The organism is Nocardia carnea NBRC 14403, assembly GCF_000308515.1.
GTDB classification, from domain to species: domain Bacteria; phylum Actinomycetota; class Actinomycetes; order Mycobacteriales; family Mycobacteriaceae; genus Nocardia; species Nocardia carnea.
The window spans coordinates 39,881-61,720 of sequence record NZ_BAFV01000070.1 but is presented as its reverse complement, the minus strand read 5'-3'; the positions used below and the strand labels follow the sequence as shown (position 1 = coordinate 61,720).

Below are 21,840 nucleotides of genomic sequence, written 5' to 3'. Positions count from 1 at the left end.
GCAACCGAACAGATAGCGAGGAATACTCATGCTCGGTCTCGGAATCATCGGCTGGGTCATCATCGGCGGTATCGCCGGCTGGATAGCCAGTAAGATCATGAAAACCGATGCACAACAGGGGATCCTGCTCAATATCGTGGTCGGTGTCGTCGGTGGTCTGCTCGGCGGCTTCCTGCTCGCGGCCTTCGGGGTCGACGTCGCGGGAGGCGGCTGGTGGTTCAGCTTCTTCACCTGCCTGGCCGGCGCGGTCATCCTGTTGTTCCTGGTGAAGTTGGTCGTCAGGAGGTAAGCCTGCGGCGACACCCGGCACGAATACCCCTGCTCGGCGTAAGGTGTGAACGCTTGCGCCGACAGGATCGGCCGGGACGCCATGGGTGTCCGACCGTACCGTCGGTCCGAGTGGATCGAATCGAGTATGAAAGAGGAATCTGTGGCACGCCGTCCCACTCCGCCCGGTACCCCGGAACGTACCGGGCCGGGCCATCTGGCCGATCTGGTGCGTAAAGCGGTCCCGCCGATGCATCCGGCCGGATTGCCGTTCGTGGCCGCGCCGCTGGCCGTGGCGCTGGCGGGACGGCGTCGCCCCTGGCTACGGCGGGCCGGACTGGCCGCCGCCGCGGCGAGTGCCACATTCTTCCGGCATCCGCACCGGGTTCCGCCGAACCGGCCGGGCGTCGTGGTGGCGCCCGCCGACGGTGAGGTGGCGCTCGTCGATACCGCCACCCCGCCCGCCGAGCTCGGCCTCGGGGATCGGCCGCTGCCGCGGGTGAGCATCTTCCTGTCCGTCCTGGACGTGCACGTGCAGCGGACACCGGTCTCCGGTGTGGTCCGCGAGGTGCAATACCAGCGCGGCAGCTTCAAATCCGCCGACCTCCCCGAAGCCAGCGCGGTCAACGAGCGCAACAGCATGGTGATCGATACCGCAACCGGGGAACAGGTCGTGGTCGTCCAGATCGCCGGGCTGCTGGCCCGGCGGATCGTCTGCGATGCGGCCCCCGGCGACCGGATCACCATCGGCGATACCTACGGCCTGATCCGTTTCGGTTCCCGGGTCGACACGTATTTCCCGGCCGGTACCGAACTGCTCGTCGATATCGGGCAGCGGACGATCGGAGGGGAGACGGTGCTGGCGGTTCTGCCGTCGGCGGGGTCGTAATGGAGCAGGTCATCGAAGGCAGGCGGCGCCGGTCCATCAGGTTGCTGCCGAGTATCGTCACGATCCTGGCGCTGTGCTCGGGGCTTTCCGCGGTGAAATTCGGTCTCGAAGGCGAACTGAAGATCGCGCTGGCCATGATCGGCGCCGCCGCGGTGCTCGACACCCTGGACGGCCGGCTGGCCCGGTTGCTGTCGGCCACCACCAAGATCGGTGCGGAGCTGGATTCACTATCCGATGCCATCTCGTTCGGGGTGGCGCCGGCGCTGGTGATCTATGTCGTGCTGTTCGACGGTGAGAGCAGTAGCGCCGGCTGGATCATCGCCCTGCTGTACGCGGTGAGCATCGTGCTGCGGCTGGCGCGGTTCAACACGCTGATGGACGACGACACCCGGCCCGATTGGGCGCGGGAGTACTTCGTCGGCGTACCCGCGCCCGCGGGTGCGCTCATCGCCATGGCGCCGATCGCATTGTTCGTCCAGTTCGGCGAGGGCTGGTGGACCAGTTTTCCGATCGTGGCGGCTTGGACGGTGTTCACCGCGGCGCTGTGTGTGAGCACGATCCCGACGCTGGCCATGAAATCGGTTTCGGTGGCCCCGCAGGCCGCCGCGGGGCTGCTGGTGCTGGTCGCGGTGGCCGGTGCCGCGCTGATCACCTATCCGATCGTGCTGCTGCTGGTGCTCATCGTGATGTATATCGGGCATATCCCGTTCGCCTGGTACTCGCAGCGGTGGGTGGCTGCCCGGCCCGAGACCTGGCAGTACAAACCGTCCGAGCGGCGGGCTCAGCGCCGGGCCGATCGGCGGTTGCCGGTACTGCGCCGGCCGGAGATCCGGCGCCCGGTGCTGCGTGGGGATTCCCGCCTGCGGTTGCGGCGGCCGAGCGGCCGGAACTGAGATCGTCAACTTTCGGTTGACGATAGCGAATTCGTCAACCTATAGTTGACGCATGAACTCACCAGTGCGATTGGACGACCTCATCGAGGTCATCAAAAAAGCTCGCCCCGACAATGCCCTGGAACAGCTGTCCGACGCGGTGGTCGCCGCGGGACACCTCGGCGACGTGGCCGACCATCTGATCGGCCACTTCGTCGATCAGGCGCGCCGCTCGGGCGCCTCCTGGACCGATATCGGCACGAGTATGGGCGTCAGCAAACAGGCCGCGCAGAAACGTTTCGTTCCCAAGGCGCCCGGGGATCCATCCGCCGAAATGGACCCCAACGCGGGCTTCGCCAAATTCACCGAACGGGCCCGGACGATGGTCGTCGCCGCTCAAGAAGCAGCCGGCGGCGCCGGTAGTGCCGAGATTCACCTGCCCCATCTCATCCTCGGCCTGCTGAGTGAGTCCGACAGCCTGGCGGTCCGGCTCATCGCCGACCAGGACGTCTCGCCGGCCGATCTCGCGGCCGCCGCCATCGCGGTATCGGGTGCGGAACCGGGCGCGGCGATCTCGCCCGAAGAATTGAAGGCCGCTACCTCCAGCGGCAAGATGAGCGGGCTCGTGCCCTTCGATGCCGAAACCAAGAAGGCGCTGGAACTGACGTTCCGGGAAGCGCTGCGCCTGGGTCACAACTACATCGGCACCGAACACGTCCTGCTGGCGATTCTGGAGCAGGAGAACGGGACGGGCGTCCTGTCCGATGCGGGTCTGCGCAAGGATGCGCTCGAAGCGCGGTTGATCGAGATCCTTCAGCAGATCGTCGCCGGTAAGTAATAGGCCGCCGCGCTGCGGTCCGCCCGATAGTCGCCCTGAGCAGCGGAAACCGGGCAGTGCTGCGCACCGTTGTTGTGGTCGGGGGCGCTGTGGCGTGTCCCCGGTGTTCGCGCCGGCGCTCCCGGCGGGGGCGGTAGTCCCGGTAACCTATAGCAATGGCGGATGAAACGGACCCCGATCTGGTCGCCGGGGAACACCGGGACGATCTGCTGCGCGCACTCACCTATGTTTCGACCGAATCCCTGTCCGACGGCAGCTACGTGGTCAACGGTGATCTGCCACCCGAGGTCGCGCCGCCGTTCATCCGCGCGATCATGCGGGTCGAAGCGGAGCTTCTCCTGCACGATGCCGAATTCGTCACCATCGACGAGGGGGAACCCCGGAGTCCGGAAGAGCGGCGCGCGGACGCCTTCCTGGCGCTCGCCCTCCGTGTGACGGACAGCCTGTGAGGTATTTCCGGTAGGTCGAGCGGTGGGGTTCTCGCGGTCTTCACGAGCATCTACCTTGCACTCGCTATCGGCGAGTGCTAAAAATGGCTTTGGCACTCTCGAACGGAGAGTGCTAGGTCGGGACGGTGAGATCGGGTACACGACACCCCTGGTCGTCCGTCGCGGGCACCGAGCCTGGCCACAGCGTAGCTAAGGGTGACCCGACAAGGCGGTCATCCTGTGTGTCAGCCTCATCATTTGGAGGATCTCACCGCAATGGCCAAGACAATTGCGTACGACGAAGAGGCCCGTCGCGGCCTCGAGCGGGGTCTGAACGCCCTCGCCGACGCGGTCAAGGTGACGCTGGGGCCGAAGGGCCGCAACGTCGTGCTCGAGAAGAAGTGGGGCGCCCCCACGATCACCAACGATGGTGTGTCCATCGCCAAGGAGATCGAGCTCGAGGACCCGTACGAGAAGATCGGCGCCGAGCTGGTCAAGGAAGTCGCCAAGAAGACCGACGACGTCGCGGGCGACGGCACCACCACCGCCACCGTGCTCGCCCAGGCGCTGGTGCGCGAAGGTCTGCGCAACGTCGCGGCCGGCGCGAACCCGCTGGGCCTGAAGCGCGGTATCGAGAAGGCCGTCGAGGCCGTCACCGCCAAGCTGCTCGACTCCGCCAAGGAGATCGATACCAAGGAGCAGATCGCCGCCACCGCCGGTATCTCCGCGGGCGACCCGTCCATCGGTGAACTGATCGCCGAGGCCATGGACAAGGTCGGCAAAGAAGGCGTCATCACCGTCGAAGAGGCGCAGACCTTCGGTCTGTCGCTGGAGCTCACCGAGGGTATGCGCTTCGACAAGGGCTACATCTCGGGCTACTTCGTCACCGACCCCGAGCGTCAGGAAGCGGTCCTCGAGGATCCGTACATCCTGCTGGTCGGCTCGAAGGTCTCCACCGTCAAGGATCTGCTGCCGCTGCTGGAGAAGGTCATCCAGGCCGGCAAGCCGCTGCTGATCATCGCCGAGGACGTCGAGGGCGAAGCCCTGTCGACCCTGGTCGTGAACAAGATCCGCGGCACCTTCAAGTCCGTCGCCGTCAAGGCTCCGGGCTTCGGTGACCGCCGCAAGGCCCAGCTCGCCGATATCGCCATCCTCACCGGTGGCGAGGTCATCAGCGAAGAGGTCGGCCTCAACCTGGAGACCGCCGGCATCGAGCTGCTCGGCCAGGCCCGCAAGGTCGTCGTCACCAAGGACGAGACCACCATCGTGGAGGGCTCCGGCGATGCCGAGGCCATCCAGGGCCGGGTCGCGCAGATCCGCACCGAGATCGAGAACTCGGATTCGGACTACGACCGCGAGAAGCTGCAGGAGCGCCTGGCCAAGCTGGCCGGCGGTGTTGCGGTCATCAAGGCCGGTGCTGCGACCGAGGTCGAGCTCAAGGAGCGCAAGCACCGCATCGAAGATGCCGTGCGCAACGCCAAGGCTGCCGTCGAAGAGGGCATCGTCGCCGGTGGCGGCGTGGCCCTGCTGCAGTCGGCTCCGGCTCTGGACGACCTGAAGCTCGAAGGTGACGAGGCGACCGGCGCGAACATCGTCCGCGTGGCGCTGTCGGCTCCGCTGAAGCAGATCGCCTTCAACGCCGGCCTCGAGCCCGGCGTGGTGGCGGAGAAGGTTTCCAACCTTCCGGCCGGCCAGGGCCTCAACGCCCAGACCGGTGACTACGAAGACCTGCTCGGCGCCGGTGTCGCCGACCCGGTCAAGGTCACCCGCTCGGCCCTGCAGAACGCGGCCTCCATCGCGGCCCTGTTCCTGACCACCGAGGCCGTTGTCGCCGATAAGCCGGAGAAGGCCTCGGCCGCCCCGGCCGATCCCACCGGCGGCATGGGCGGCATGGACTTCTGAGTCCAGCCTCCCGGCAACCCTTTTCGAACCGAGGGCCGGTCCACCGTCAGGTGGACCGGCCCTCGGTCGTTCCACATCTGTGTTGATACCGGCTGGTGGGGCATCCTGGACGTCTACAACCGACCGGTGACTTCGACGAATTTCTCGGCAACAAGACGGCCTACCGCCGATAGCTCCCGCTTACTGTAACTGAACTACTTTCGAAGTTCGGGTACCATGATGGCATGGCTACTCGGACCTTCGCTTTCTCGACGCTGATCAACAAGCAGACCAGTGTCTTCCCCGCGCTGGAGGATGCGGATGTGATCCTCGAGCGTCGTGACGCGGAGAATCTGGTGCTCATGCGCTCCGAGCGCTTTGATGCGCTGGTCCAGGGGCTCGGTCTGGCCGCTCGGTCGCTGGCCATCATCGCCAAGAGCAACCGAGCACTTGCGGAAGAGGTCTTCGCCGAGGAACTACCCTGGCTGAAGTGGCTCCCTGTCGAAGCGCGGCCGCAGTGTGTCACTGAACTTCTCGATCACCTACTCGCCGGTGCGGCAACTGGACTGCTGTTGCCTTTTGCGCGGGCGTTCACCGAATGGCAGTCGACCGCCGAGATCTACTCCGATCCAGATCTGGCCACGCGCCTACGCGGGCCGTTCGATACAACCGGGTCTGCGGAAGTGGAGCGGCCCGGTGGTGGTGATGACTGACAAGCTGGGGCGTGGTGACGAAGTCCGCCGCCCGACCGGCTGGGTGGTGCGGGTGGTCGATCGGCAGGCAGCGATCGGATGGGCAGCGCTTCGGTCTCAGGTTCCAGGGAATCTGGACCGCGCCTGGCTTGCACTGACTGCCGATCCGCGGTGCCGTGACGAACCAGCCCGGCAGCATCCGTTGAAGTACGACCTGGCCAGAGTGAAGATCGATGCTATCGAACTAGAGCAGTGGCAATACGAGGTCACCGGTGGCGGTCGTGTCTGGTATGCGATCGACGACGAGTCCCGGACGGTGTGGATAACACAGGCCGGGGCCGGACATCCCAAGCAGACGGATAGGCGTCGCCGGTGACGGTCTGGAATCCGCCGGGGAAGTCGAAACCTACGCGGGAGAAACTCTTTGCCGACCTACGATGATAAGACGAGCGAGCCCGGTGTGTCCGCGCGGCCGATCCGGCTTTCCCGCCCGCCGATGTGCGGACCTGGGAACATATCGAGGGCGGGATCCGGTTCGGCTCCGTGGTGGCGGAGAGGGGTACGGCCGGATGAGCGTCGGCTTCACGCAGCTGGACGCCGGTACGCGGGCGCCGCTCGTAGCCCCCTACGAGGAGGTATGGATTGTTACGGCGGGGTCGATGGTCGTCGATAGCGACGACGGCAGGGCCTCTGCCCGGCCGGGAGACCTGATCGTGCTGCGTGCGGCGAACTGCGAGTCGAGGCCGGTGAAGTGATTCTGCGCAGAATCGGCATTTTCGTGGGCAGCGACCGGGGTCAGTTCATTCGGTGTGGTTGCGAATTCGGTGTCGCTCATCGATCCACCGTTGCGTTAGTCGTGCAATAGCGGTTTCGTCGAGTAAGTTCGCAAATGGCGACCACCTCGCATGGGTCCGCCCATCCTGCTCTATCACGTCGGCCTTTACGACAATCCGGGCCAACTGTCCATCCAGGTGGTCGGCTGTGGGCACGAATACCGCTTCGGCCTGATGGTTTCGGATGCGGTCCTCGAGTAGCGCCAACCGGTCGGGAACTGTGGTGTCGGTCCGAATCGTTTCCTGTAGTTCATATCCCAGGCGAAGGGATAGTCGGTGCAGGCGTTGCCCGTCCAGCCGCCGAGATGCTCCACACAGATCTGTGCGGATATATGCGATCGCCGGTACCCGGTCCGAGTGCGCGGTCACCGAGTATTCCTTTGACGTGCGGCTTTCCAGCGTGCGATGACACCATCGATCTCATATTGGGTGCGTAGTTCGGGCCCATCGAGAGGTGTGTCAAGGCTTCGCAGGCCTGCTGCGATTCGTTCCAGTGTGGCGCAGTCGTAGCACTCACCCTCGCGCCACAGATTCAACGCGGCATCTATCGACCTTTGTGACAGTGGAGATCTCGAGGGGATGTGCGGACGCGGGGCGTGCTCATTGTTCAAAGCTCTCCTTCACAGATCGCGACAGGGGGTTCGGCTCGCCTCCGTGGCGGGACGGGGAGTGCTTGCGGGACCTTCGACCCCGCCGCAACATACCCAACCTGCCTAGGTAAATAACGATAGGTGAAGCTGCCCAGGGTGAGCAAGAGGTCCTGGCGTACCTAGGTAGATTGGCTACTGTGGTCGAATGGACCCGATCGACCCGGATGACCCCCGGCCACCTTCGCAGCAGATCGCAAACGTGCTCCGGGCGGCGATTCTGACCCGGAAACTGTCCCCGGGCGAGCGATTGCCGTCGGGTCCGCAACTCAGGGAACGGTTCGGCGTCGCCAAGGCCACGGCGGAGCAGGCCGTTCGCATCCTGCGCGACGAGGGCTTGGTTGTGTCCCGAAAGGGGAGCGGTGTCTATGTTCGGGAGCGTACGGAGCGGCCGGTCGGATTGCGTCCGCATATCGAACAGTCCTTCGGATCGTCCACGGTCACGATCGACTTCGCCGGATTCTCCGGGGAGACACTGCACGGTGCGAATGCTCGTTCCGGATACATCCTCGCCGTGGACGCTCCCGGCGCGGGTGGACGACTTGGCCGACAGTCCCGCGTTTCGTCGCCGTGCTACCCGCATCATGGAGCGGCACGCGCTGGCTATCGTCGATGCGGTAGATGAACTCGGCCGGTTGGGGCTCGTTGCCTCTGCGGCAGCGCAGGTCCGTTCGTATCCTGCGACTCCACTTTTCAAGCTCTACGTTCTGAACCGGGAGCGTGTGTTCTTCGGCTACTACCCTGTGCGGGAAAGCAAGCTCGAGCTCGACGGCGAGTCGACGGCGATCTGGGACCTGATGGGCAAGGACGCCATGCTCTTCCAGTACTCGCGCGACGCCGATCCCGATTCCAGCAGTAGTCAGTTCGTCGACCAGTCGCAGGTTTGGTTCGACAGCATCTGGAACTCGGTTGCCCGGGACTACCGGCCGTGACGGCGCTGGGGACGTTGCTGGGTGGCCGGTGGCTGATTCTTCTCGATTTCGATGGGCCGATATGCAGCGTATTCAGCGGGATTCCCAGCGATGTTGTGGCGCAAGAACTGTTGGGCGTGATCGGTGATCCGCCGCTTGCGCTCATTGGAGCGCAGGACCCTTTCCGGGTGCTCGAATACGCCGCCGAGTCCCGACCCGAACTGGCCGCGGACGTCGAGCGCCGGTTCACGGATCTCGAGACTCAGGCCGTGATGTGCGCTGATTCGACACCACATGCACTGGAGTTCATCCGCGAAGCGGCCGAACTTCCAGGGATTGCGGTAGCTATTGTAAGCAACAACTCGGAAGCTGCCATTCGCACTTTTTTGGCGGCCGACGACTACGCGGCGTATATCGCTGGTGTCTATGCTCGTACCTCCGCTGATGTCTCGCTACTGAAGCCGGCACCGCATCTGCTCACCGCAGCTCTAAACGACCAGCGGTGCAACGAGGCGCACGCCGTGTTCGTCGGCGATTCGATCGCCGATATCGAAGCGGGGCAGGCCGCCGGGATTCCGACAATCGCATTCGCCAACAAACCCAGTAAGCTCGCGCGGCTGACAGCACGACGTCCCTCGGCGGTTGTCACCGATGTGTCCCAACTCCGGCAGGCGCTCCGGCAGTCGGTTGTCCGAAGCGCAGGTAAGGAGTAGTTGATGATGGCCAAAAAGCCTTACATTGCCATCACACTGTTCAAATTCACTTCCGATGCCGCCGATTATGTGCCCTCGTACAGGGACGATACGACCCTCGTCTACGCGGAATCCGAAGCTGAAGCGCCGGAACTCGCAGAAACGAACTTCCGAAGCGACGAGGGGGCCTATAAGAATGAAGCAGGCGACACGATCACCGTCACGCCCACCGCGATCATCGACGTCGCCGCATCGCTGACCGATGACCTCTCACAGGGTGGGGTCCTGTATTCGCGCCACTTCCGTGACTTCGAAGCTTATTCGCGGTGGGAGACACTGCTCGACGACTGAGACGCGATGCGCCGTCCAGCGAGGGCGCGCGGCCGACCGACACTTACTATCAGGATTGGGCGAACTGTGGAGAGAATCCCGAAGTGGAAGCAGCTGCACTTCCGGGCCTCGGGTGAGGAGGCCGGACGGCTCTCCGACCTTCTCCGAGAGACCGCGAACGCCATGGACGAGTTGGGCGAGATCACGGTCTTGAACATGACATTCACACGGTGCTCACCGATAACGCCGAATTCAGGCCGATGATCGATGTGTACTACGCCCTCGGCAACGACGTCGAGGTCGCCGGTCCGGTCCCGGCGGGCTCGAATATCGTCTACCACGCTTCGCAGGCTCATCCGGCGGGTACCGGCCGGGCCGGGACAGCGCACCTTCTGAAGAAGTTCGCAGACGAGACTGTCGGCTGCCTCGGCGATGCGACGATCGAGACTGTGGTCTTCAACCCGCCGATTGATGATGGCGACGTGGACCGTTCGATGACGGTCTACTACACCACCAGCGAGTAGCACGAACTCCGGCGACCGGACTCCGTGGCCGCAGCTTTTATCGGTCCACCGACGCTGCCCGATCGCACCGGCGCTTTCGCTTCGGTGCCGGAAGAGCCGGCCTGGATGGAGACCGGGGTAACAGCAGATGCTGAGCCGTGTGGATAGGCTCGGGCGAGTCCGGGTCGGACGAGGGAAGGGCGAGCGCGGTGGCCAAGGTGTTTTCGCATATCGATGAGTCGTTGCGGGAGTTCATCGGAAAGCAGGCGATGTTCTTCGTCGCGACCGCACCGTCCGACGGTGGGCGGGTGAACTTATCGCCCAAGGGATACCGCGACACCTTTGCTGTGCTCGACGAGCACACCGTGGCCTACCTCGATCTGTTCGGTAGCGGCGTGGAGACCATCGCGCACCTGCGGGACAACGGGCGGATCACCATCATGTTCTGCTCGTTCACCCGGAACTCGCGAATTCTGCGTCTGTTCGGTACCGGCCGGGTTGTACGGCCCGACGAAGCGGAGTTCGAAAGCCTGCGGCAGCATTTCGGGAATGATCACCCGGGCGTCCGGATGGCCATCGTGATCACGGTGGATCGCATAGCGGACTCGTGCGGGTACTCGGTGCCCTACTACGATCTCGTCGGCGAACGCCCGGTGCTCGACGCCCATCACGCCCGGCAGCCGGCGGAGAAGTACGCCGGGCGGATCTCCGGCGACAACGGGCACAGCATCGACGGCCTGCCCGCGCTGGATCCGGAGCATCCGCTGCCGCCGGTGGCCAGGCAGTAGCCGCCTGCCGCATCCTGGGTAATCGTCGCCGCCGACCGGCCTGCCCACGGTGTCCGCGTCGACCGGCCGCAGCGGCGAGGGTTATCCGGCCGGTCGGGCCGGAGGATGCAGGCTTTCGAACATCCGCTCGGAGCTTTCGTGACCGTAGCCGGCGGCGACCTGGCGGTCGATGAGGTTTTTCACCGGGCCGATGATGTCGAGGTCCACGCCCGCTTCGCGGCTGGCGGAAACGATGGCGTCGACGGCGGCTTTGGTGAAGTTCAGGTTCTGGAAGGGTACCGAGTAGTCACCGCTGTCGATCTGTTCGCCTGCCGCGGGCAGGGTCGAGAGGACGGCACCCAGCAACGCTTCGGCGCGTAGGGCGAATTCGGCTGCGGACATACCGGCGGAGCGCACCATCGCGGCGCCGTGGTAGAAGCCGGCGAACATCACGTACATCCCGGACAGCAGTGCGAAATCGACGAGCGAGGCCTTGCCGGGTTCAGCCCCGAAATACTCTGCGGAGCCGAGTAGTTCGAGAGTCTGCCGGTGCCGGTCGAAAACCTCGGCCGAGCCGCTGTACAGCAAGGCGGAACCGGGCTGACCGATCATGGGCGGGGTCGCCATGATTCCACCGTCCAGGAATGGAATCCGGTGCCGGGCAGCCCAATCGGCGAGCTCGCGGGCGCCGGCGGGTTCGGTGCTGGTGAGGTTCACCAGGTCGCGCCCGGCCAGTATTCCGGTCACCGGGTCGAGGGTTTCGTGGACCGAGGCGTGGTCGAACAGGCAGGCGACGACCAGGTCTCCGGCCGCGACCGCTGTTTCGACCGAATCGGCGCCGCGGGCGCCGGCCGCTATCAGTTCGGCGTCCTTACCGGGGGTTCGGTTCCAGACGGTGGTGGGGTGGCCGGCCTTCACGAAAGCGGCTGCGAGGGCGCTGCCCATTACGCCGAGCCCGAGCACGGTGACCGGGGTCGGTACGGGTTGTCCCATGGGGAATGACTCCTTTTCGAGCATTGGTGTGGCACGTCGTCCGTGCATGCACCGAGCGTCCCCCGGTACTGTTGCTACAGCAAGTACCTACTTTTTTGTCTGGTACTCACCAAAAGGTATGTAATCAGGTAGTGAGGTCGGATGATGGGCGATAAACGATGCGGTCCGTACTTCTGCGGTATCGACGCCGCGATGGACGTTGTCGGTGGCAAATGGAAATCGCTGATTCTGTGGGAGCTGCACGCGAAAGGCGTCCGGCGGTTCGGTGAGCTCAAACGCGGGCTGCCCGGTATCTCGGAGAAAATGCTCATTCAGCAACTCCGCGAGCTGGCCGAAGACGGCATCGTGCATCGCGAGGTGTACCGGGAGGTGCCGCCGCGGGTCGAGTACTCGCTGACCGCCGACGGGACGGCGCTCAACGCGGCGCTCGAGCCGCTCGGCCTCTGGGGTATGGACCGTATCGCCCGGATCGACGCCGAGCGAGTACACGTCCCTGCGTGACTCACGGGTCGGCGGGCTGGGTGACAATGGTCGGATGAGTGGCGGCGAACAGGACAGCGGAATCGATCCCTATCTGTGGCTCGAAGAGGTCACCGGCGAGCGGTCGCTGGATTTCGCCCGGGCGAACAACGAAGTGGTGATGCAGCGGTTCGCCGCGGATGACCGATTCGACCGGTTGCAGCGGCGGATCCTGGACATGCTCGATACCGATGCCAAGATCGCGTTTCCGGGCCGGCGCGGGGAATGGTTGTACAACTTCTGGCGTGATGCGCAACATCCGCGAGGCCTGTGGCGGCGAACCACCTTCGCCGAGTACCGCAAGCCGGAACCGGAATGGGACGTCCTCATCGATCTCGATGCGGTCGCCGCGGCCGAGGACGAGAACTGGGTATGGGGCGGGGCCGGGGTGTTGCGGCCGGAGCAATCCCGCGCCCTGATAAGTCTTTCCCGGGGCGGGGCCGATGCCAAGGTCGTGCGCGAATTCGATCTCGGGACGCGGGAATTCATCGCGGCCGAGGACGGCGGATTCTTCCTGCCCGAGGCGAAATCCCGGCTGAGCTGGATCGATATCGACACGGTGTATGTGGGCACGGATTTCGGGCCCGGATCGCTCACCGATTCCGGTTATCCGCGGATCGCGAAACGCTGGCGTCGCGGTACCGCACTCGAAACCGCGGAAACGGTGTTCGAGGGCGCGGCGACGGATGTCGCGATCAGCGCCGGATACGATCGCACGCCCGGTTACGAACGCCACTATGTCGGTCAGGCCACCGATTTCTACAACGAGGACGTGTACCTGCTGCAGGCGGACGGTTCCCGGGTCCGGCTCGAAACTCCGTCCGACGCCGACGAATCCTGGTACAAGGATTGGCTGCTGGTGCGGTTGAAATCGCCGTGGGAGACCGGTGGCCGCACGTACGCCGCCGGATCACTGATCGTGACCCATTTCGACCGTTTCCTTTCCGGGGAACGCGATTTCGAGGTGCTGTTCGAACCCGATGCGCATACCGCGCTGCACGGTTACGGCTGGACCGAGAATCATCTGCTTCTGGTGACCCTCGAAGATGTGCAGACCAAACTGTACGTCCTCACCCCGGGCGACGGTGGCTGGCGCAGTGAGCCCCTCGCCGATACCCCGGCCATGGCCACCACGAGCGTCATGAATCTCGACCCGCTCGAGGGTGGCGACGACTTCATGCTGATGACCAGCGGTTTCACCACGCCGACAACGTTGCTGTCGGGTGTGGTCGGTGCACCGGCGACCGAGCTGAAGCAGGCGCCCGCCTTCTTCGACGCGACCGGGATCGATACCGAACAGTTCTTCGCCCGCTCCGACGACGGCACCATGATCCCGTACTTCGTGATCCGGCATCGCGATAATCGCGGCCGGCCCGCGCCGACGGTGATGTCCGGCTACGGCGGATTCGAGGTTTCCCGCACACCCGGATACAGCGGGGCTTCCGGTATGGGCTGGCTGGAACAGGGCGGCACCTGGGTGATGACGAATATCCGCGGTGGCGGGGAATATGGGCCCGAATGGCATACCTCGGTGCAGAAAGCGAACCGGTACAAGGTGTACGAGGATTTCTCGTCGATCGCGCGGGATCTCGTGGAACGGGGGATCACCACCGCACCGCAATTGGGGGCGGTCGGGGGTAGTAACGGCGGTTTGCTGATGGGGGTGATGCTCACCCGGTATCCGGAATTGTTCGGTGCCATCGTCTGCCAGGTTCCGCTACTCGATATGCGCCGCTATCACCTGCTGCTGGCCGGGGCCTCGTGGGTCGCGGAATACGGTGACCCCGATATACCCGAGGAATGGGCGTACATCAGCCGCTATTCGCCTTACCAGAAGGCGATGGACAACGGTGCGGGCGCGACATATCCGCCGATTCTGCTCACCACCTCCACCCGCGACGACCGGGTGCATCCCGGGCATGCACGGAAAATGGCGGCGCTGCTCGAGGATCAGGGGCATCGCGTCTGGTATCACGAGAATATCGAAGGCGGGCACGGCGGTGCCGCGGACAACAAACAGTCGGCGTTCCAGGCGGCCCTGATCTACGAATTCTTCACCCAGATGCTGGTCGAAGGCCGTACTGCGAAATAGCCGGTCACCGGTCGTGCAGCCATTTCTCGATATGGTCGGCCACCGGGGCGGGATCGGAGATCCAGCCGTTGTGGCCCAGCTGCCGGGGCTCGTGCAGGCTGGTCTGGTCGGCGGCGGGCAGTTTTTCCAGCAGGTGACGGGCCGAAGCCGGCGGGGTGAGTTCGTCGCCGGCGAGAGTGATCGACAGGACCGGTAACTTCAGCCGGGCGATCCGTTCCTCGTAGTCGATATCGGCACCGGCCGGGGTGAACCGGCCGGTGCGGGCCAGCCGCGCCCAATCCGAGATCAGCACCTTGGATTGGCGGCCGAACCCGTTCGGGCCGAGTTTGTCACCGGGCCAGACACCGGCGAGGTTCGCGGTGAGCGAGACGGCGGCGGTGCCGAGCAGTAGCCCCGGCCCCAGGATGCCGCGGAATCTGCGGTAGTACGGGGTCCCGGAGGCAACGAGGATCAGCCCGCCGAGCCGCCCGCGGATCCGCGCCGCGTACAGCACCGAGAGGTGTCCGCCCATGCTGTGGCCCAGCAGGTACGGGGTGCTGTCCGGGAACCGGGTGCGGACCGCTTCGAAAATCGCCGGGAAATCGACCGCGGCCAGTTCGTGGTAGCCGTAGGAACTGGTCGCGCTCGGTTTCGGTGTGCCGGCACCGTTACCGCGTAGTTCGCCGACCGCCACATCCACCCCCCGGCGGGCGAGTTCCCGGGCGAAGTACAGGTAGTACTCTCCGGGCACGCCGAGCCCGGGGATCAACACGAGCACGGGGCGCGGGCGATCGAGGGCGATCGGATGCCGATGCGGTCCGGTGGCGGGGACCAGCCGCACCGGGACGGTGCTACCGTCCGGCATCTGGATGGCAACGGTTTCCACGGCGTCAACGCTAATCGACGGCCCGGCCGCGGGCTGTGTGGTCAGGCCCGGATGGCGCCGATGATGATGCGGCTCAGCACGCGGATGACCTCGTCCAGCGGCCGCTGGGGTTCGTTTCCGCTCCACTCCTCGATCACATAGTTCACGGCGCCGATGATGGCGAGCATGCGCAGGTCGTAGTCGCCGGTCGGGATCTCGCCGTGCAGGGCGGCGTCCTCGGCGGCGCGAGCCAGTACGGCACTCCAGGCACGGCGCGATTCCGTGCGCATCTTCTCCACCTTGGGGCCCGCGCCGACCACCTCGACCAGCACGACCCGGGCCCGCCGCATATCGGATCCGATGGAATGCACGTACGCGCGGACGGCCGCGTCGATCCGCTGGATCGAGCTCTGCTCGGCGCTGTGGTCCAGCGATGCCAGTACCGACGACCGGGATTCGCGGTCGATGAGGGCGAAGAGTTCGAGAAGTAAGGATTCGCGGCCGGTGAACTCCTCGTAGAACTGACGCGAGGACAGTCCCGCGTCTTTGCAAATCGCACCGACCGAGCTATTGGCGTACCCATCGCGGGCAAAAACCGTCAGGCCGGATTCGAGAAATCGTGCGCGTCGCTCACGTTGCCGATCTTCTACGGGCTGGCCGGCATACCTTCGTCCCGAATTCGCTTCCTGTGACATCGCGCAGAACAATACCGAAAAGCCCGATCCCCTCGTCATCGATCGGGCCTTTCGCAGCGCACCGGCAGGTGCCCGCGGGTTTGCCGAAAGTTGGCTGCTCGCAGGCATGGTCACCGGAAAAACCGCCAAATCGGACAGTACTCGGTTCCGGCCCGGATGCCGGATTTTAGAGGGAAATAATAGAATAATTCTCGGTGGCCGTGTGAAGTCCGGGTAATAACCGGGAAACACATAGTGTCGACGCTATGGGAACCGCACTCCTGTATGGACTCGGTACGGCAATTCCATTGGTGATCGGTGCGGCGATCGGGCTGCGCACCACATTGCCCAAACCATTGCTCGCCTCCCTCATGGCCTTCGGCGCGGGCACCATGATCGCCGCGGTCTCCAACGAATTGTTCGAACCCGCCTTCCTCCAGGCCGGTGCCGTCACCGCCGGCGCCGCACTCTTCCTGGGCGCCGCCGTCTACGTGGTGGCCAACCGATTCCTCGAACGGCAGGGCGGCGGCGCGGCCGTCGGCTGGGCCCTCATGCTCGGAACCGTCCTCGACGGCGTTCCGGAGAACACGGCGCTGGGGGTCACGCTCGGGTCCGGTGGCGGGCCGGCGCTGCTGGTGGCCATCGCGGTCGGCAACGTGCCCGAGGCGATCGGCGGATCCGCGCTGCTGCGCCGGGACCGTGATGTTTCCACCCGGAAGGCGTTCGGTCTGTGGGTTTCGACGGGAGTGGCGCTGGTCGTGGTCACCGTGGCCGGGCATATGCTCGCCGAACATCTCGGCGCGACCCCCATCAGCGCCATCCAGGCCTTCGCCGGTGGCGCCACGGTCGCCGTCCTCGCCGATTCCCTCATGCCCGAGGCCTACCGCGAGGGCGGCTGGTGGGTCGGTATCGCGACCGCGGCGGGTTTTCTGGTCGCTTTCCTCCTGGGCTGAAACCCGGCACGGGTGGGGTGGGCCCGGCCGTGGGGAGAGAGTTAGGCTCGACACCGTGACTTCCCACTACGATGTCGTCGTTCTCGGTGCTGGTCCCGGCGGTTACGTCGCCGCGATCCGCGCCGCTCAACTCGGCCTGCGAACAGCGATCGTCGAGCAGAAATACTGGGGTGGCGTATGCCTGAACGTGGGCTGCATCCCGTCCAAGGCGCTGCTGCGCAATGCGGAGCTGGCTCATATCTTCACCAAGGAAGCCAAAACCTTCGGTATCACCGGGGAGGCGTCCTTCGATTTCGGGGCGGCGTTCGACCGGAGCCGTAAGGTCGCGGACGGCCGGGTCAAGGGCGTCCACTTCCTGATGAAAAAGAACAAGATCACCGAATACGACGGCAAGGGATCGTTCACCGACCCCAACACCATCGCGGTGGAACTCGGCAAGGGCGGCACGGAGTCGATCACCTTCGACAATGTCATCATCGCCACCGGCACCGAGACCAAACTGCTGCCGGGTACTTCGCTGAGCCGCAACGTCGTCACCTACGAGGAGCAGATCCTCACCCGTGACCTGCCCGGTTCGATCCTGATCGTCGGCGCCGGCGCCATCGGGATGGAGTTCGGCTACGTACTGCGCAACTACGGCGTGGACGTGCGGATCGTGGAATTCCTGGACCGCGCGCTGCCCAACGAGGACGCCGATGTGTCCAAGGAGATCACCAAGGCGTACAAGAAGCTGGGGATCACCATCAGCACCGGCGCGGCCGTGCAGTCCATCGACGACGACGGGTCCAAGGTCACCGTTGCCATCAAGGACAACAAATCCGGCCAGGTGGAGACGGTGACGGTCGACAAGGTGCTGCAGGCCGTCGGCTTCGCGCCCCGCGTCGAGGGCTATGGGCTGGAGAACACCGGGGTCGCGCTGACCGAGCGCGGCGCCATCGATATCGACGACAATATGCGCACCAATGTGGCGCATATCTATGCCATCGGCGATGTCACCGCCAAACTGCAGCTCGCGCATGTCGCGGAAGCCCAAGGTGTGGTCGCGGCCGAGACCATCGGCGGCGCGGAAACCCTCACCCTCGGCGATTACCGGATGATGCCGCGCGCCACCTTCTGTCAGCCGCAGGTCGCCAGCTTCGGGCTCACCGAACAGCAGGCGCGCGACGAGGGCTACGACGTGAAGGTCGCGACCTTCCCGTTCACCGCCAACGGCAAGGCGCACGGCCTGGGCGATGCCACCGGTTTCGTCAAGCTGATCTCGGACAACAAATACGGTGAGCTGATCGGCGGACATCTGATCGGCCCGGACGTCTCCGAACTGCTGCCGGAACTCACCCTGGCGCAGAAGTGGGATCTGACGGTGAACGAGCTGGCCCGGAACGTGCATACGCACCCGACGCTGAGCGAGGCGCTGCAGGAGGCCATTCACGGCCTGGCCGGCCATATGATCAACTTCTGATCGTTTCCCGGTCGATTCGGCCGGAAGGCCCGGAGCGGGTACCCACCGCTCCGGGCCTTCTGCGTCCCGGGCAATGGGCGCCTCTGAACCGGTCGTCGCGCCCATCGGTGGACGACAAGGTTCGGTTCGGGTTCGATTGCGGCACGAGATACTGCGTACCCGTAGCTCCAGTGGACAAGCGGTGGCGAGGTGCGAGCTGGGAACAGGTGGTGTATGCGCGGCGGCGGGGCTGACCGGCCCGTCCGGTCACGTTCCCCAGGCGGTGAGCGGCCGGCTCAGAAATCGTCGCGGCGGATGCGCAGGGTGTGGATGGTGGCGGCGAGGCCCTCGTACTGGTTGACCAGGAGAACGATTTCGATCAGGCGTTTATCGTCGTAGTAGGTCGCCAGGTGGTCCCAGGTGGAGTCGTCGATATCGCGGGTTTGCACCAGTTGGTCGACGGCGGTCAGGAGGGCTCGGTGTTTATCGGTCCAGCCGTCGGCGCCCGCGCCCTGGCGGATCCGGTCCAGGGTTTCCGGGGTGATTCCGGCGCGGCGGCCGAGGCGGATGTGGTGGTCGGTTTCGTAGGCGCAGTCGCGTAGGTGGGCGACGCGCAGGATCACCAGTTCGCTGTCGTGGCGGCGCAAGCGGCCGGCCGGCATCAGCATTCCGGAGAAATGCAGCCAGCCGCGGAACAGGCGGCCGGTGCGGCCGAGGGTACTGAACAGTTGCGCGTCCGAGGTGCCCGAGGCGCGGGACAGCACCTGCCAGGCGGCCCAGTTGATCGGTCCCAGCTCGCGCAGGCGGCCGGGGGCGATCCGGGGTTGCGACGCCGAAACCATCAATCTGCCCCTCTCGGGTGGAAGTCGTTGTCTGCCGCGCCCGGCGGTACGCGGATGTCTGCGAACCTACCCGTCCGGGCGGATCAGGGTTTGCCGGAATCGGCGCCGACCATCAGCTCCGAGACCGTGACGAACCGGTAGCGGTCGGCCCGCAGCTTCTCGACGATCGGGCCGATCGCCGCCCGGGACGCCGCACCGCTGCCGAACATGGTGTGCAGCAGGATTATCGATCCGGGCCGGACCTGGTCGACGGTCGCGGCCACGATCGCATCGGCCGAGCTGTTCCCGGCTTCCGGTTCCACATCCCAGGTGACCGTGGTGCGGTCGTGGTCGGACAGGTATTTCGGCAGCGCCCACAGTTTCTTGCCGTACGGCGGACGGAACGTGATGTCGCCCTGGTAGCCGGTCTTGCGGATCTCGGTATCGGTGCGTTCCACCTCGTCGGCGACCGTTGCCGACGAGACCAGCACCATGCGGCGGTGGTTGTAGGTGTGGTTACCGATCTCGTGGCCGGCTTCGGCGATAGCCCGGCCCAGTTCGGGGCGGGCGGCCAGATCGCGGCCGTTGAGGTAGAAGGTCGCGGGTATATCGGCGGCGGCGAGCAGATCGAGTACTTCACCGGCGTGCTCGCCGGGACCGTCGTCCAGGGTCAGCGCGACTACTTTTTCGTCCGTTTCCACCCGGTCCACCAACTGGCCGGCCAGCTGGTAGGTGCGGGAATTCATCAGGAAGTACCCGCCGGCGAGCACCACCAGTGCCGTCACCAGACCGAGCGCTGCCCAGATCATCCACCGTCGCATCAAAGCTATATACCAGGAGAGTTGCGGGCCAACCAGTCGGAAAGCCGGGTGGTCGTGCACCCATCGGTGCCGGGACCGGGGGTTCAAGCGGACCGGGTATCGCGGTCTGTTTCGCCGGTGCCGGGGCGCGGCCGGCGGCGTTCGCGTTTACCGCGCGCGACCTCGGTGGCGAGCGCATCGAGCGGCTGCGCGAACGGCGCCATCGGATCGAGCAGGGCGGTCAGCCAATCCCGGGCGGCGGAGATACCGTCCGGGTCCAGCGTGTAGATCCGCTGGGTCCCCGCCGGTCGTACCCGCAGCAGCCCGGCCTCGCGGAGAACCTTGAGATGCTGCGAGACAGCGGGCTGGGAAATCGGGGTATGCGCCCGGACCCCGGCCACGAGCGCACCGGCCGGCTGTTCACCGGCGGCCACCAGGGCCAGGATGGTGCGCCGGACCGGGTCGGCGAGTGCCTCGAATACGGCGGCCGGAACAGGACTCGACATCAGGACTGCTGGTCTTCCTCCGGGACAGTGGTGTAGAACGCCAGTGTTGCCTCGGCGCCCTGTTGTGCGAGGGCCGGGTCGTCGCCGTCGGCGATTGCCGCGTCGGCCCAGGCCGTGGCCGCGGTACGCACGAACATCTTGCCCTCCGGAGTGGCCGGGACATGCCGACCGCCACTTCGCGTGCCCGAATATCTCCGTAATCCCGGTTGGCTGTACGGAAAAAACGCATTCCTGTGGGCCCGGCCCGGAAAAACCGCATTCCCACCGTCCCGATGCGGAAAACCGTTACCGCCGATCGGTACCCGGCCGTGGTGATGGCCCTACTATCGGCCCAGGGCCGGAGAGTGCGTCCGGTCGCAGCGAAAGGCGCATCCCACTGATGAGTGATCACGAATCCGGTATCGGGCGCAGGATTGCTTATTACCGTGCCCGAAAAGGATTGTCGCAACGTGATTTCGCACCGCTGATCCAACGGTCCGAGGCGTGGGTGTCACAGGTGGAGCGCGGGGTGCGGCCGGTCAAGGCGCTCGATGTGCTGCAGCGCATCGCCGACGTACTGGATATGCCGGTCGCGGAGCTGGCGCCGAGCGCGCCCACTGCCCGGGTCGAACCGATGCCGGCGCATACCCGGGCCCTGCGTCTGCTGCTGGTCACCGATCATGCCCTGGCGGCGGCGGTGGCCGAGCCGGCGGCGCGGCCCGATCTCGACCGGCTTGCCGAACAGGTCGACCAGGTCTGGACCTGCGCACGCCAGGCGCGTTACGCCGAACTGCACACGCTGCTCGAAGGTCTGCTGCCGCACCTCGAAATGGCTTCCACGACAAGGGAGTCCGGTCGGTCCGACGAACTCTTGGCCGAAACATGCCAGGTGTGGGCGGTCGCATTGGCCGAACTGCAGCAGTTCGATGCCGCCTGGGCCGCCGCCGAACGTGCGATGCGGGTGGCGCAGCGTCGCGCGGATCCGGTGCTCATGGCGGCGTGCGCATACCGGCGCATCATTGTTTTCCAGCGCGGGCAGCATCTCGACCTCGCCCGGCAGACAGCCGACAGTGCGCGGGCCGCCCTGGAGGTACTGCTGGACCAACCGGCATCGCAGGCACTGGTCGTCTACGGTGCGCTGACCCTGCAGTCCGCGATCATCGCTGCCCGGGTGGACGATGCCGAACGAGTTCGCGAGCTGCTGGACAGCGCCCGCAAGGCGGCGAGCGCTGTCGGGGCCGACAGGGAGGAGTACCGGATCGAATTCGGCCCGACCGCCGTTGCCCTGTACGAGGTCGCCGCCGCGGTGGAACTCGGTGACGCGGGGTTCGCGATCCGGCTGGCCGCCGGAATCGATACAGGTCGCCTCCCGGATTTCCAGCGCGCCCGGCTGCTGGTCGATACTGCCCGGGCTTGGGCGCAGCGGCGCCGGCCGGACCGTGCGCTGGCCCTGCTCCTCGATGTGGAGACGCTCGCTCCGGAATACCTTGCCCGGCAGCGTTCGGTGCGGTCCACGACTGTGGATCTGCTCAGCATGGATCAGGGCACCCCCGGCCTCATCGAGTTCGCGCGGCGAATCGGTGTGGATACGCCGCGCGGGCAGCCGCCGGAAGGCCGTAGGGAAACGCGTACCGCCATGCGGGCAGCTCGCGGCCCGCGGACTCTTTGACT

At 65.5% G+C, this 21,840-nt stretch carries 28 protein-coding genes; 20 read left to right on the top strand and 8 right to left on the bottom strand.

Going from position 1 to position 21,840, the window contains the following annotated elements:
• The first annotated feature begins 28 nt into the window (after positions 1-28).
• From ON22_RS24300 to ON22_RS24265, 8 genes are all read left to right on the top strand, one after another.
• The gene (locus ON22_RS24300; RefSeq protein ID WP_033246359.1) at positions 29-289 is read left to right on the top strand and encodes a GlsB/YeaQ/YmgE family stress response membrane protein; all 261 of its coding nucleotides are present in this window, start codon (positions 29-31) and stop codon (positions 287-289) included.
• 141 nt (positions 290-430) lie between these two features.
• A complete protein-coding gene (locus ON22_RS24295) occupies positions 431-1,156 on the top strand; it encodes a phosphatidylserine decarboxylase (RefSeq protein ID WP_033246647.1) in 726 nt (241 codons plus the stop codon).
• On the top strand, positions 1,156-2,049 hold the full coding sequence (locus tag ON22_RS24290; protein ID WP_033246358.1) for a CDP-alcohol phosphatidyltransferase family protein: 894 nt from the start codon (positions 1,156-1,158) through the stop codon (positions 2,047-2,049). Before ON22_RS24295 ends, ON22_RS24290 begins: the two co-directional genes overlap by 1 nt.
• 52 nt (positions 2,050-2,101) lie before the next feature.
• The gene (locus ON22_RS24285; RefSeq protein ID WP_033246357.1) at positions 2,102-2,866 is read left to right on the top strand and encodes a Clp protease N-terminal domain-containing protein; all 765 of its coding nucleotides are present in this window, start codon (positions 2,102-2,104) and stop codon (positions 2,864-2,866) included.
• A 155-nt stretch (positions 2,867-3,021) separates the two neighbouring features.
• Positions 3,022-3,315, top strand: coding sequence for a DUF222 domain-containing protein (locus ON22_RS24280; protein ID WP_033246356.1), 294 nt, complete (start codon positions 3,022-3,024; stop codon positions 3,313-3,315).
• Positions 3,316-3,570: 255 nt separating this feature from the next.
• Entirely contained in the window at positions 3,571-5,196 is a 1,626-nt protein-coding gene (gene groL, locus ON22_RS24275) for a chaperonin GroEL (protein WP_033246646.1), read from the top strand.
• Positions 5,197-5,420: 224 nt separating this feature from the next.
• Complete coding sequence (locus tag ON22_RS24270; RefSeq protein ID WP_033246355.1) at positions 5,421-5,888, top strand: hypothetical protein; 468 nt, start codon at positions 5,421-5,423, stop codon at positions 5,886-5,888.
• Positions 5,881-6,243 (top strand): hypothetical protein, encoded by a 363-nt coding sequence (locus ON22_RS24265; RefSeq protein ID WP_033246645.1) that lies wholly within the window; start codon positions 5,881-5,883, stop codon positions 6,241-6,243. Before ON22_RS24270 ends, ON22_RS24265 begins: the two co-directional genes overlap by 8 nt.
• A 249-nt stretch (positions 6,244-6,492) precedes the next feature.
• Here the strand turns inward: ON22_RS24265 and ON22_RS36855 are convergent, their stop codons facing one another.
• Positions 6,493-6,702, bottom strand: coding sequence for a hypothetical protein (locus ON22_RS36855; RefSeq protein WP_156052386.1), 210 nt, complete (start codon positions 6,700-6,702; stop codon positions 6,493-6,495).
• A 70-nt stretch (positions 6,703-6,772) separates the two neighbouring features.
• Between ON22_RS36855 and ON22_RS38135 the strand changes: the two genes are divergently transcribed.
• The 7 genes from ON22_RS38135 to ON22_RS24235 all read left to right on the top strand — a co-directional run bounded on the left by ON22_RS38135 (position 6,773) and on the right by ON22_RS24235 (position 10,571).
• Entirely contained in the window at positions 6,773-6,901 is a 129-nt protein-coding gene (locus ON22_RS38135; protein ID WP_255218555.1) for a hypothetical protein, read from the top strand.
• A 594-nt stretch (positions 6,902-7,495) separates the two neighbouring features.
• Positions 7,496-7,972 (top strand): winged helix-turn-helix domain-containing protein, encoded by a 477-nt coding sequence (locus ON22_RS38620; protein ID WP_197039722.1) that lies wholly within the window; start codon positions 7,496-7,498, stop codon positions 7,970-7,972.
• Positions 7,881-8,279 (top strand): hypothetical protein, encoded by a 399-nt coding sequence (locus ON22_RS37620; RefSeq protein ID WP_197039729.1) that lies wholly within the window; start codon positions 7,881-7,883, stop codon positions 8,277-8,279. The genes ON22_RS38620 and ON22_RS37620 overlap by 92 nt, the downstream gene beginning before the upstream one ends.
• On the top strand, positions 8,276-8,971 hold the full coding sequence (locus ON22_RS24250; protein ID WP_051158024.1) for an HAD family hydrolase: 696 nt from the start codon (positions 8,276-8,278) through the stop codon (positions 8,969-8,971). The genes ON22_RS37620 and ON22_RS24250 overlap by 4 nt, the downstream gene beginning before the upstream one ends.
• 3 nt (positions 8,972-8,974) lie before the next feature.
• Positions 8,975-9,301 (top strand): DUF4288 domain-containing protein, encoded by a 327-nt coding sequence (locus ON22_RS24245; protein WP_033246353.1) that lies wholly within the window; start codon positions 8,975-8,977, stop codon positions 9,299-9,301.
• A gap of 209 nt (positions 9,302-9,510) precedes the next feature.
• The gene (locus tag ON22_RS24240) at positions 9,511-9,804 is read left to right on the top strand and encodes a hypothetical protein (RefSeq protein WP_156052384.1); all 294 of its coding nucleotides are present in this window, start codon (positions 9,511-9,513) and stop codon (positions 9,802-9,804) included.
• Between the two features lie 188 nt (positions 9,805-9,992).
• Positions 9,993-10,571, top strand: coding sequence for a pyridoxamine 5'-phosphate oxidase family protein (locus ON22_RS24235; protein ID WP_033246351.1), 579 nt, complete (start codon positions 9,993-9,995; stop codon positions 10,569-10,571).
• Between the two features lie 81 nt (positions 10,572-10,652).
• On the opposite strand, the gene ON22_RS24230 is transcribed toward ON22_RS24235, so the two are convergent.
• Positions 10,653-11,543 (bottom strand): NAD(P)-dependent oxidoreductase, encoded by an 891-nt coding sequence (locus tag ON22_RS24230; RefSeq protein WP_033246350.1) that lies wholly within the window; start codon positions 11,541-11,543, stop codon positions 10,653-10,655.
• A gap of 144 nt (positions 11,544-11,687) precedes the next feature.
• Here ON22_RS24230 and ON22_RS24225 point away from each other — a divergent pair, with 144 nt between their 5' ends.
• A complete protein-coding gene (locus ON22_RS24225; protein WP_081595799.1) occupies positions 11,688-12,044 on the top strand; it encodes a winged helix-turn-helix transcriptional regulator in 357 nt (118 codons plus the stop codon).
• 34 nt (positions 12,045-12,078) lie between these two features.
• Positions 12,079-14,154 (top strand): prolyl oligopeptidase family serine peptidase, encoded by a 2,076-nt coding sequence (locus ON22_RS24220; protein WP_033246348.1) that lies wholly within the window; start codon positions 12,079-12,081, stop codon positions 14,152-14,154.
• 4 nt (positions 14,155-14,158) lie between these two features.
• On the opposite strand, the gene ON22_RS24215 is transcribed toward ON22_RS24220, so the two are convergent.
• Both ON22_RS24215 and ON22_RS24210 read right to left on the bottom strand, forming a co-directional pair.
• Entirely contained in the window at positions 14,159-15,019 is an 861-nt protein-coding gene (locus ON22_RS24215) for an alpha/beta hydrolase family protein (protein WP_033246347.1), read from the bottom strand.
• A 41-nt stretch (positions 15,020-15,060) separates the two neighbouring features.
• Positions 15,061-15,693: a TetR/AcrR family transcriptional regulator gene (locus ON22_RS24210; RefSeq protein ID WP_033246346.1), complete on the bottom strand. Its 633-nt coding sequence runs from the start codon at positions 15,691-15,693 to the stop codon at positions 15,061-15,063.
• Positions 15,694-15,938: 245 nt separating this feature from the next.
• Here ON22_RS24210 and ON22_RS24205 point away from each other — a divergent pair, with 245 nt between their 5' ends.
• Entirely contained in the window at positions 15,939-16,625 is a 687-nt protein-coding gene (locus tag ON22_RS24205; RefSeq protein ID WP_033246345.1) for a ZIP family metal transporter, read from the top strand.
• A 55-nt stretch (positions 16,626-16,680) separates the two neighbouring features.
• The gene (gene lpdA, locus ON22_RS24200; RefSeq protein ID WP_033246344.1) at positions 16,681-18,084 is read left to right on the top strand and encodes a dihydrolipoyl dehydrogenase; all 1,404 of its coding nucleotides are present in this window, start codon (positions 16,681-16,683) and stop codon (positions 18,082-18,084) included.
• Positions 18,085-18,359: 275 nt separating this feature from the next.
• Here the strand turns inward: lpdA and ON22_RS24195 are convergent, their stop codons facing one another.
• The 4 genes from ON22_RS24195 to ON22_RS36850 all read right to left on the bottom strand — a co-directional run bounded on the left by ON22_RS24195 (position 18,360) and on the right by ON22_RS36850 (position 20,327).
• Positions 18,360-18,905, bottom strand: coding sequence for a carboxymuconolactone decarboxylase family protein (locus ON22_RS24195; protein ID WP_033246343.1), 546 nt, complete (start codon positions 18,903-18,905; stop codon positions 18,360-18,362).
• An 83-nt stretch (positions 18,906-18,988) separates the two neighbouring features.
• Positions 18,989-19,705 carry a polysaccharide deacetylase family protein gene (locus ON22_RS24190; protein ID WP_033246643.1) on the bottom strand — a complete coding sequence of 239 codons (717 nt, stop codon included), beginning with the start codon at positions 19,703-19,705 and terminating at the stop codon, positions 18,989-18,991.
• A gap of 83 nt (positions 19,706-19,788) precedes the next feature.
• Positions 19,789-20,190 (bottom strand): ArsR/SmtB family transcription factor, encoded by a 402-nt coding sequence (locus tag ON22_RS24185; protein WP_033246342.1) that lies wholly within the window; start codon positions 20,188-20,190, stop codon positions 19,789-19,791.
• Positions 20,190-20,327, bottom strand: a complete 138-nt coding sequence (locus ON22_RS36850; RefSeq protein ID WP_156052383.1) for a hypothetical protein — start codon at positions 20,325-20,327, stop codon at positions 20,190-20,192. Before ON22_RS36850 ends, ON22_RS24185 begins: the two co-directional genes overlap by 1 nt.
• Before the next feature lie 242 nt (positions 20,328-20,569).
• Here ON22_RS36850 and ON22_RS24180 point away from each other — a divergent pair, with 242 nt between their 5' ends.
• Positions 20,570-21,838 carry a helix-turn-helix domain-containing protein gene (locus tag ON22_RS24180; protein WP_051158023.1) on the top strand — a complete coding sequence of 423 codons (1,269 nt, stop codon included), beginning with the start codon at positions 20,570-20,572 and terminating at the stop codon, positions 21,836-21,838.
• Positions 21,839-21,840: the final 2 nt, after the last annotated feature.

Coding starts and splice junctions, on each gene's coding strand:
- ON22_RS24230 (WP_033246350.1), bottom strand. CDS start 11,543: ATGGGACAACCCGTACCGACCCCGGTCACCGTGCTCGGGCTCGGCGTA.
- ON22_RS24280 (WP_033246356.1), top strand. CDS start 3,022: ATGGCGGATGAAACGGACCCCGATCTGGTCGCCGGGGAACACCGGGAC.
- ON22_RS24195 (WP_033246343.1), bottom strand. CDS start 18,905: ATGGTTTCGGCGTCGCAACCCCGGATCGCCCCCGGCCGCCTGCGCGAG.
- ON22_RS24225 (WP_081595799.1), top strand. CDS start 11,688: ATGGGCGATAAACGATGCGGTCCGTACTTCTGCGGTATCGACGCCGCG.
- ON22_RS24265 (WP_033246645.1), top strand. CDS start 5,881: ATGACTGACAAGCTGGGGCGTGGTGACGAAGTCCGCCGCCCGACCGGC.
- ON22_RS24190 (WP_033246643.1), bottom strand. CDS start 19,705: ATGCGACGGTGGATGATCTGGGCAGCGCTCGGTCTGGTGACGGCACTG.
- ON22_RS36850 (WP_156052383.1), bottom strand. CDS start 20,327: ATGTTCGTGCGTACCGCGGCCACGGCCTGGGCCGACGCGGCAATCGCC.
- ON22_RS24285 (WP_033246357.1), top strand. CDS start 2,102: ATGAACTCACCAGTGCGATTGGACGACCTCATCGAGGTCATCAAAAAA.
- ON22_RS24185 (WP_033246342.1), bottom strand. CDS start 20,190: ATGTCGAGTCCTGTTCCGGCCGCCGTATTCGAGGCACTCGCCGACCCG.
- groL (WP_033246646.1), top strand. CDS start 3,571: ATGGCCAAGACAATTGCGTACGACGAAGAGGCCCGTCGCGGCCTCGAG.
- ON22_RS24290 (WP_033246358.1), top strand. CDS start 1,156: ATGGAGCAGGTCATCGAAGGCAGGCGGCGCCGGTCCATCAGGTTGCTG.
- ON22_RS38135 (WP_255218555.1), top strand. CDS start 6,773: ATGGGTCCGCCCATCCTGCTCTATCACGTCGGCCTTTACGACAATCCG.
- ON22_RS24270 (WP_033246355.1), top strand. CDS start 5,421: ATGGCTACTCGGACCTTCGCTTTCTCGACGCTGATCAACAAGCAGACC.
- ON22_RS38620 (WP_197039722.1), top strand. CDS start 7,496: ATGGACCCGATCGACCCGGATGACCCCCGGCCACCTTCGCAGCAGATC.
- ON22_RS24300 (WP_033246359.1), top strand. CDS start 29: ATGCTCGGTCTCGGAATCATCGGCTGGGTCATCATCGGCGGTATCGCC.
- ON22_RS24245 (WP_033246353.1), top strand. CDS start 8,975: ATGATGGCCAAAAAGCCTTACATTGCCATCACACTGTTCAAATTCACT.
- ON22_RS24220 (WP_033246348.1), top strand. CDS start 12,079: ATGAGTGGCGGCGAACAGGACAGCGGAATCGATCCCTATCTGTGGCTC.
- ON22_RS24210 (WP_033246346.1), bottom strand. CDS start 15,693: ATGTCACAGGAAGCGAATTCGGGACGAAGGTATGCCGGCCAGCCCGTA.
- ON22_RS24180 (WP_051158023.1), top strand. CDS start 20,570: ATGAGTGATCACGAATCCGGTATCGGGCGCAGGATTGCTTATTACCGT.
- ON22_RS24205 (WP_033246345.1), top strand. CDS start 15,939: ATGGGAACCGCACTCCTGTATGGACTCGGTACGGCAATTCCATTGGTG.
- ON22_RS36855 (WP_156052386.1), bottom strand. CDS start 6,702: ATGAGCGACACCGAATTCGCAACCACACCGAATGAACTGACCCCGGTC.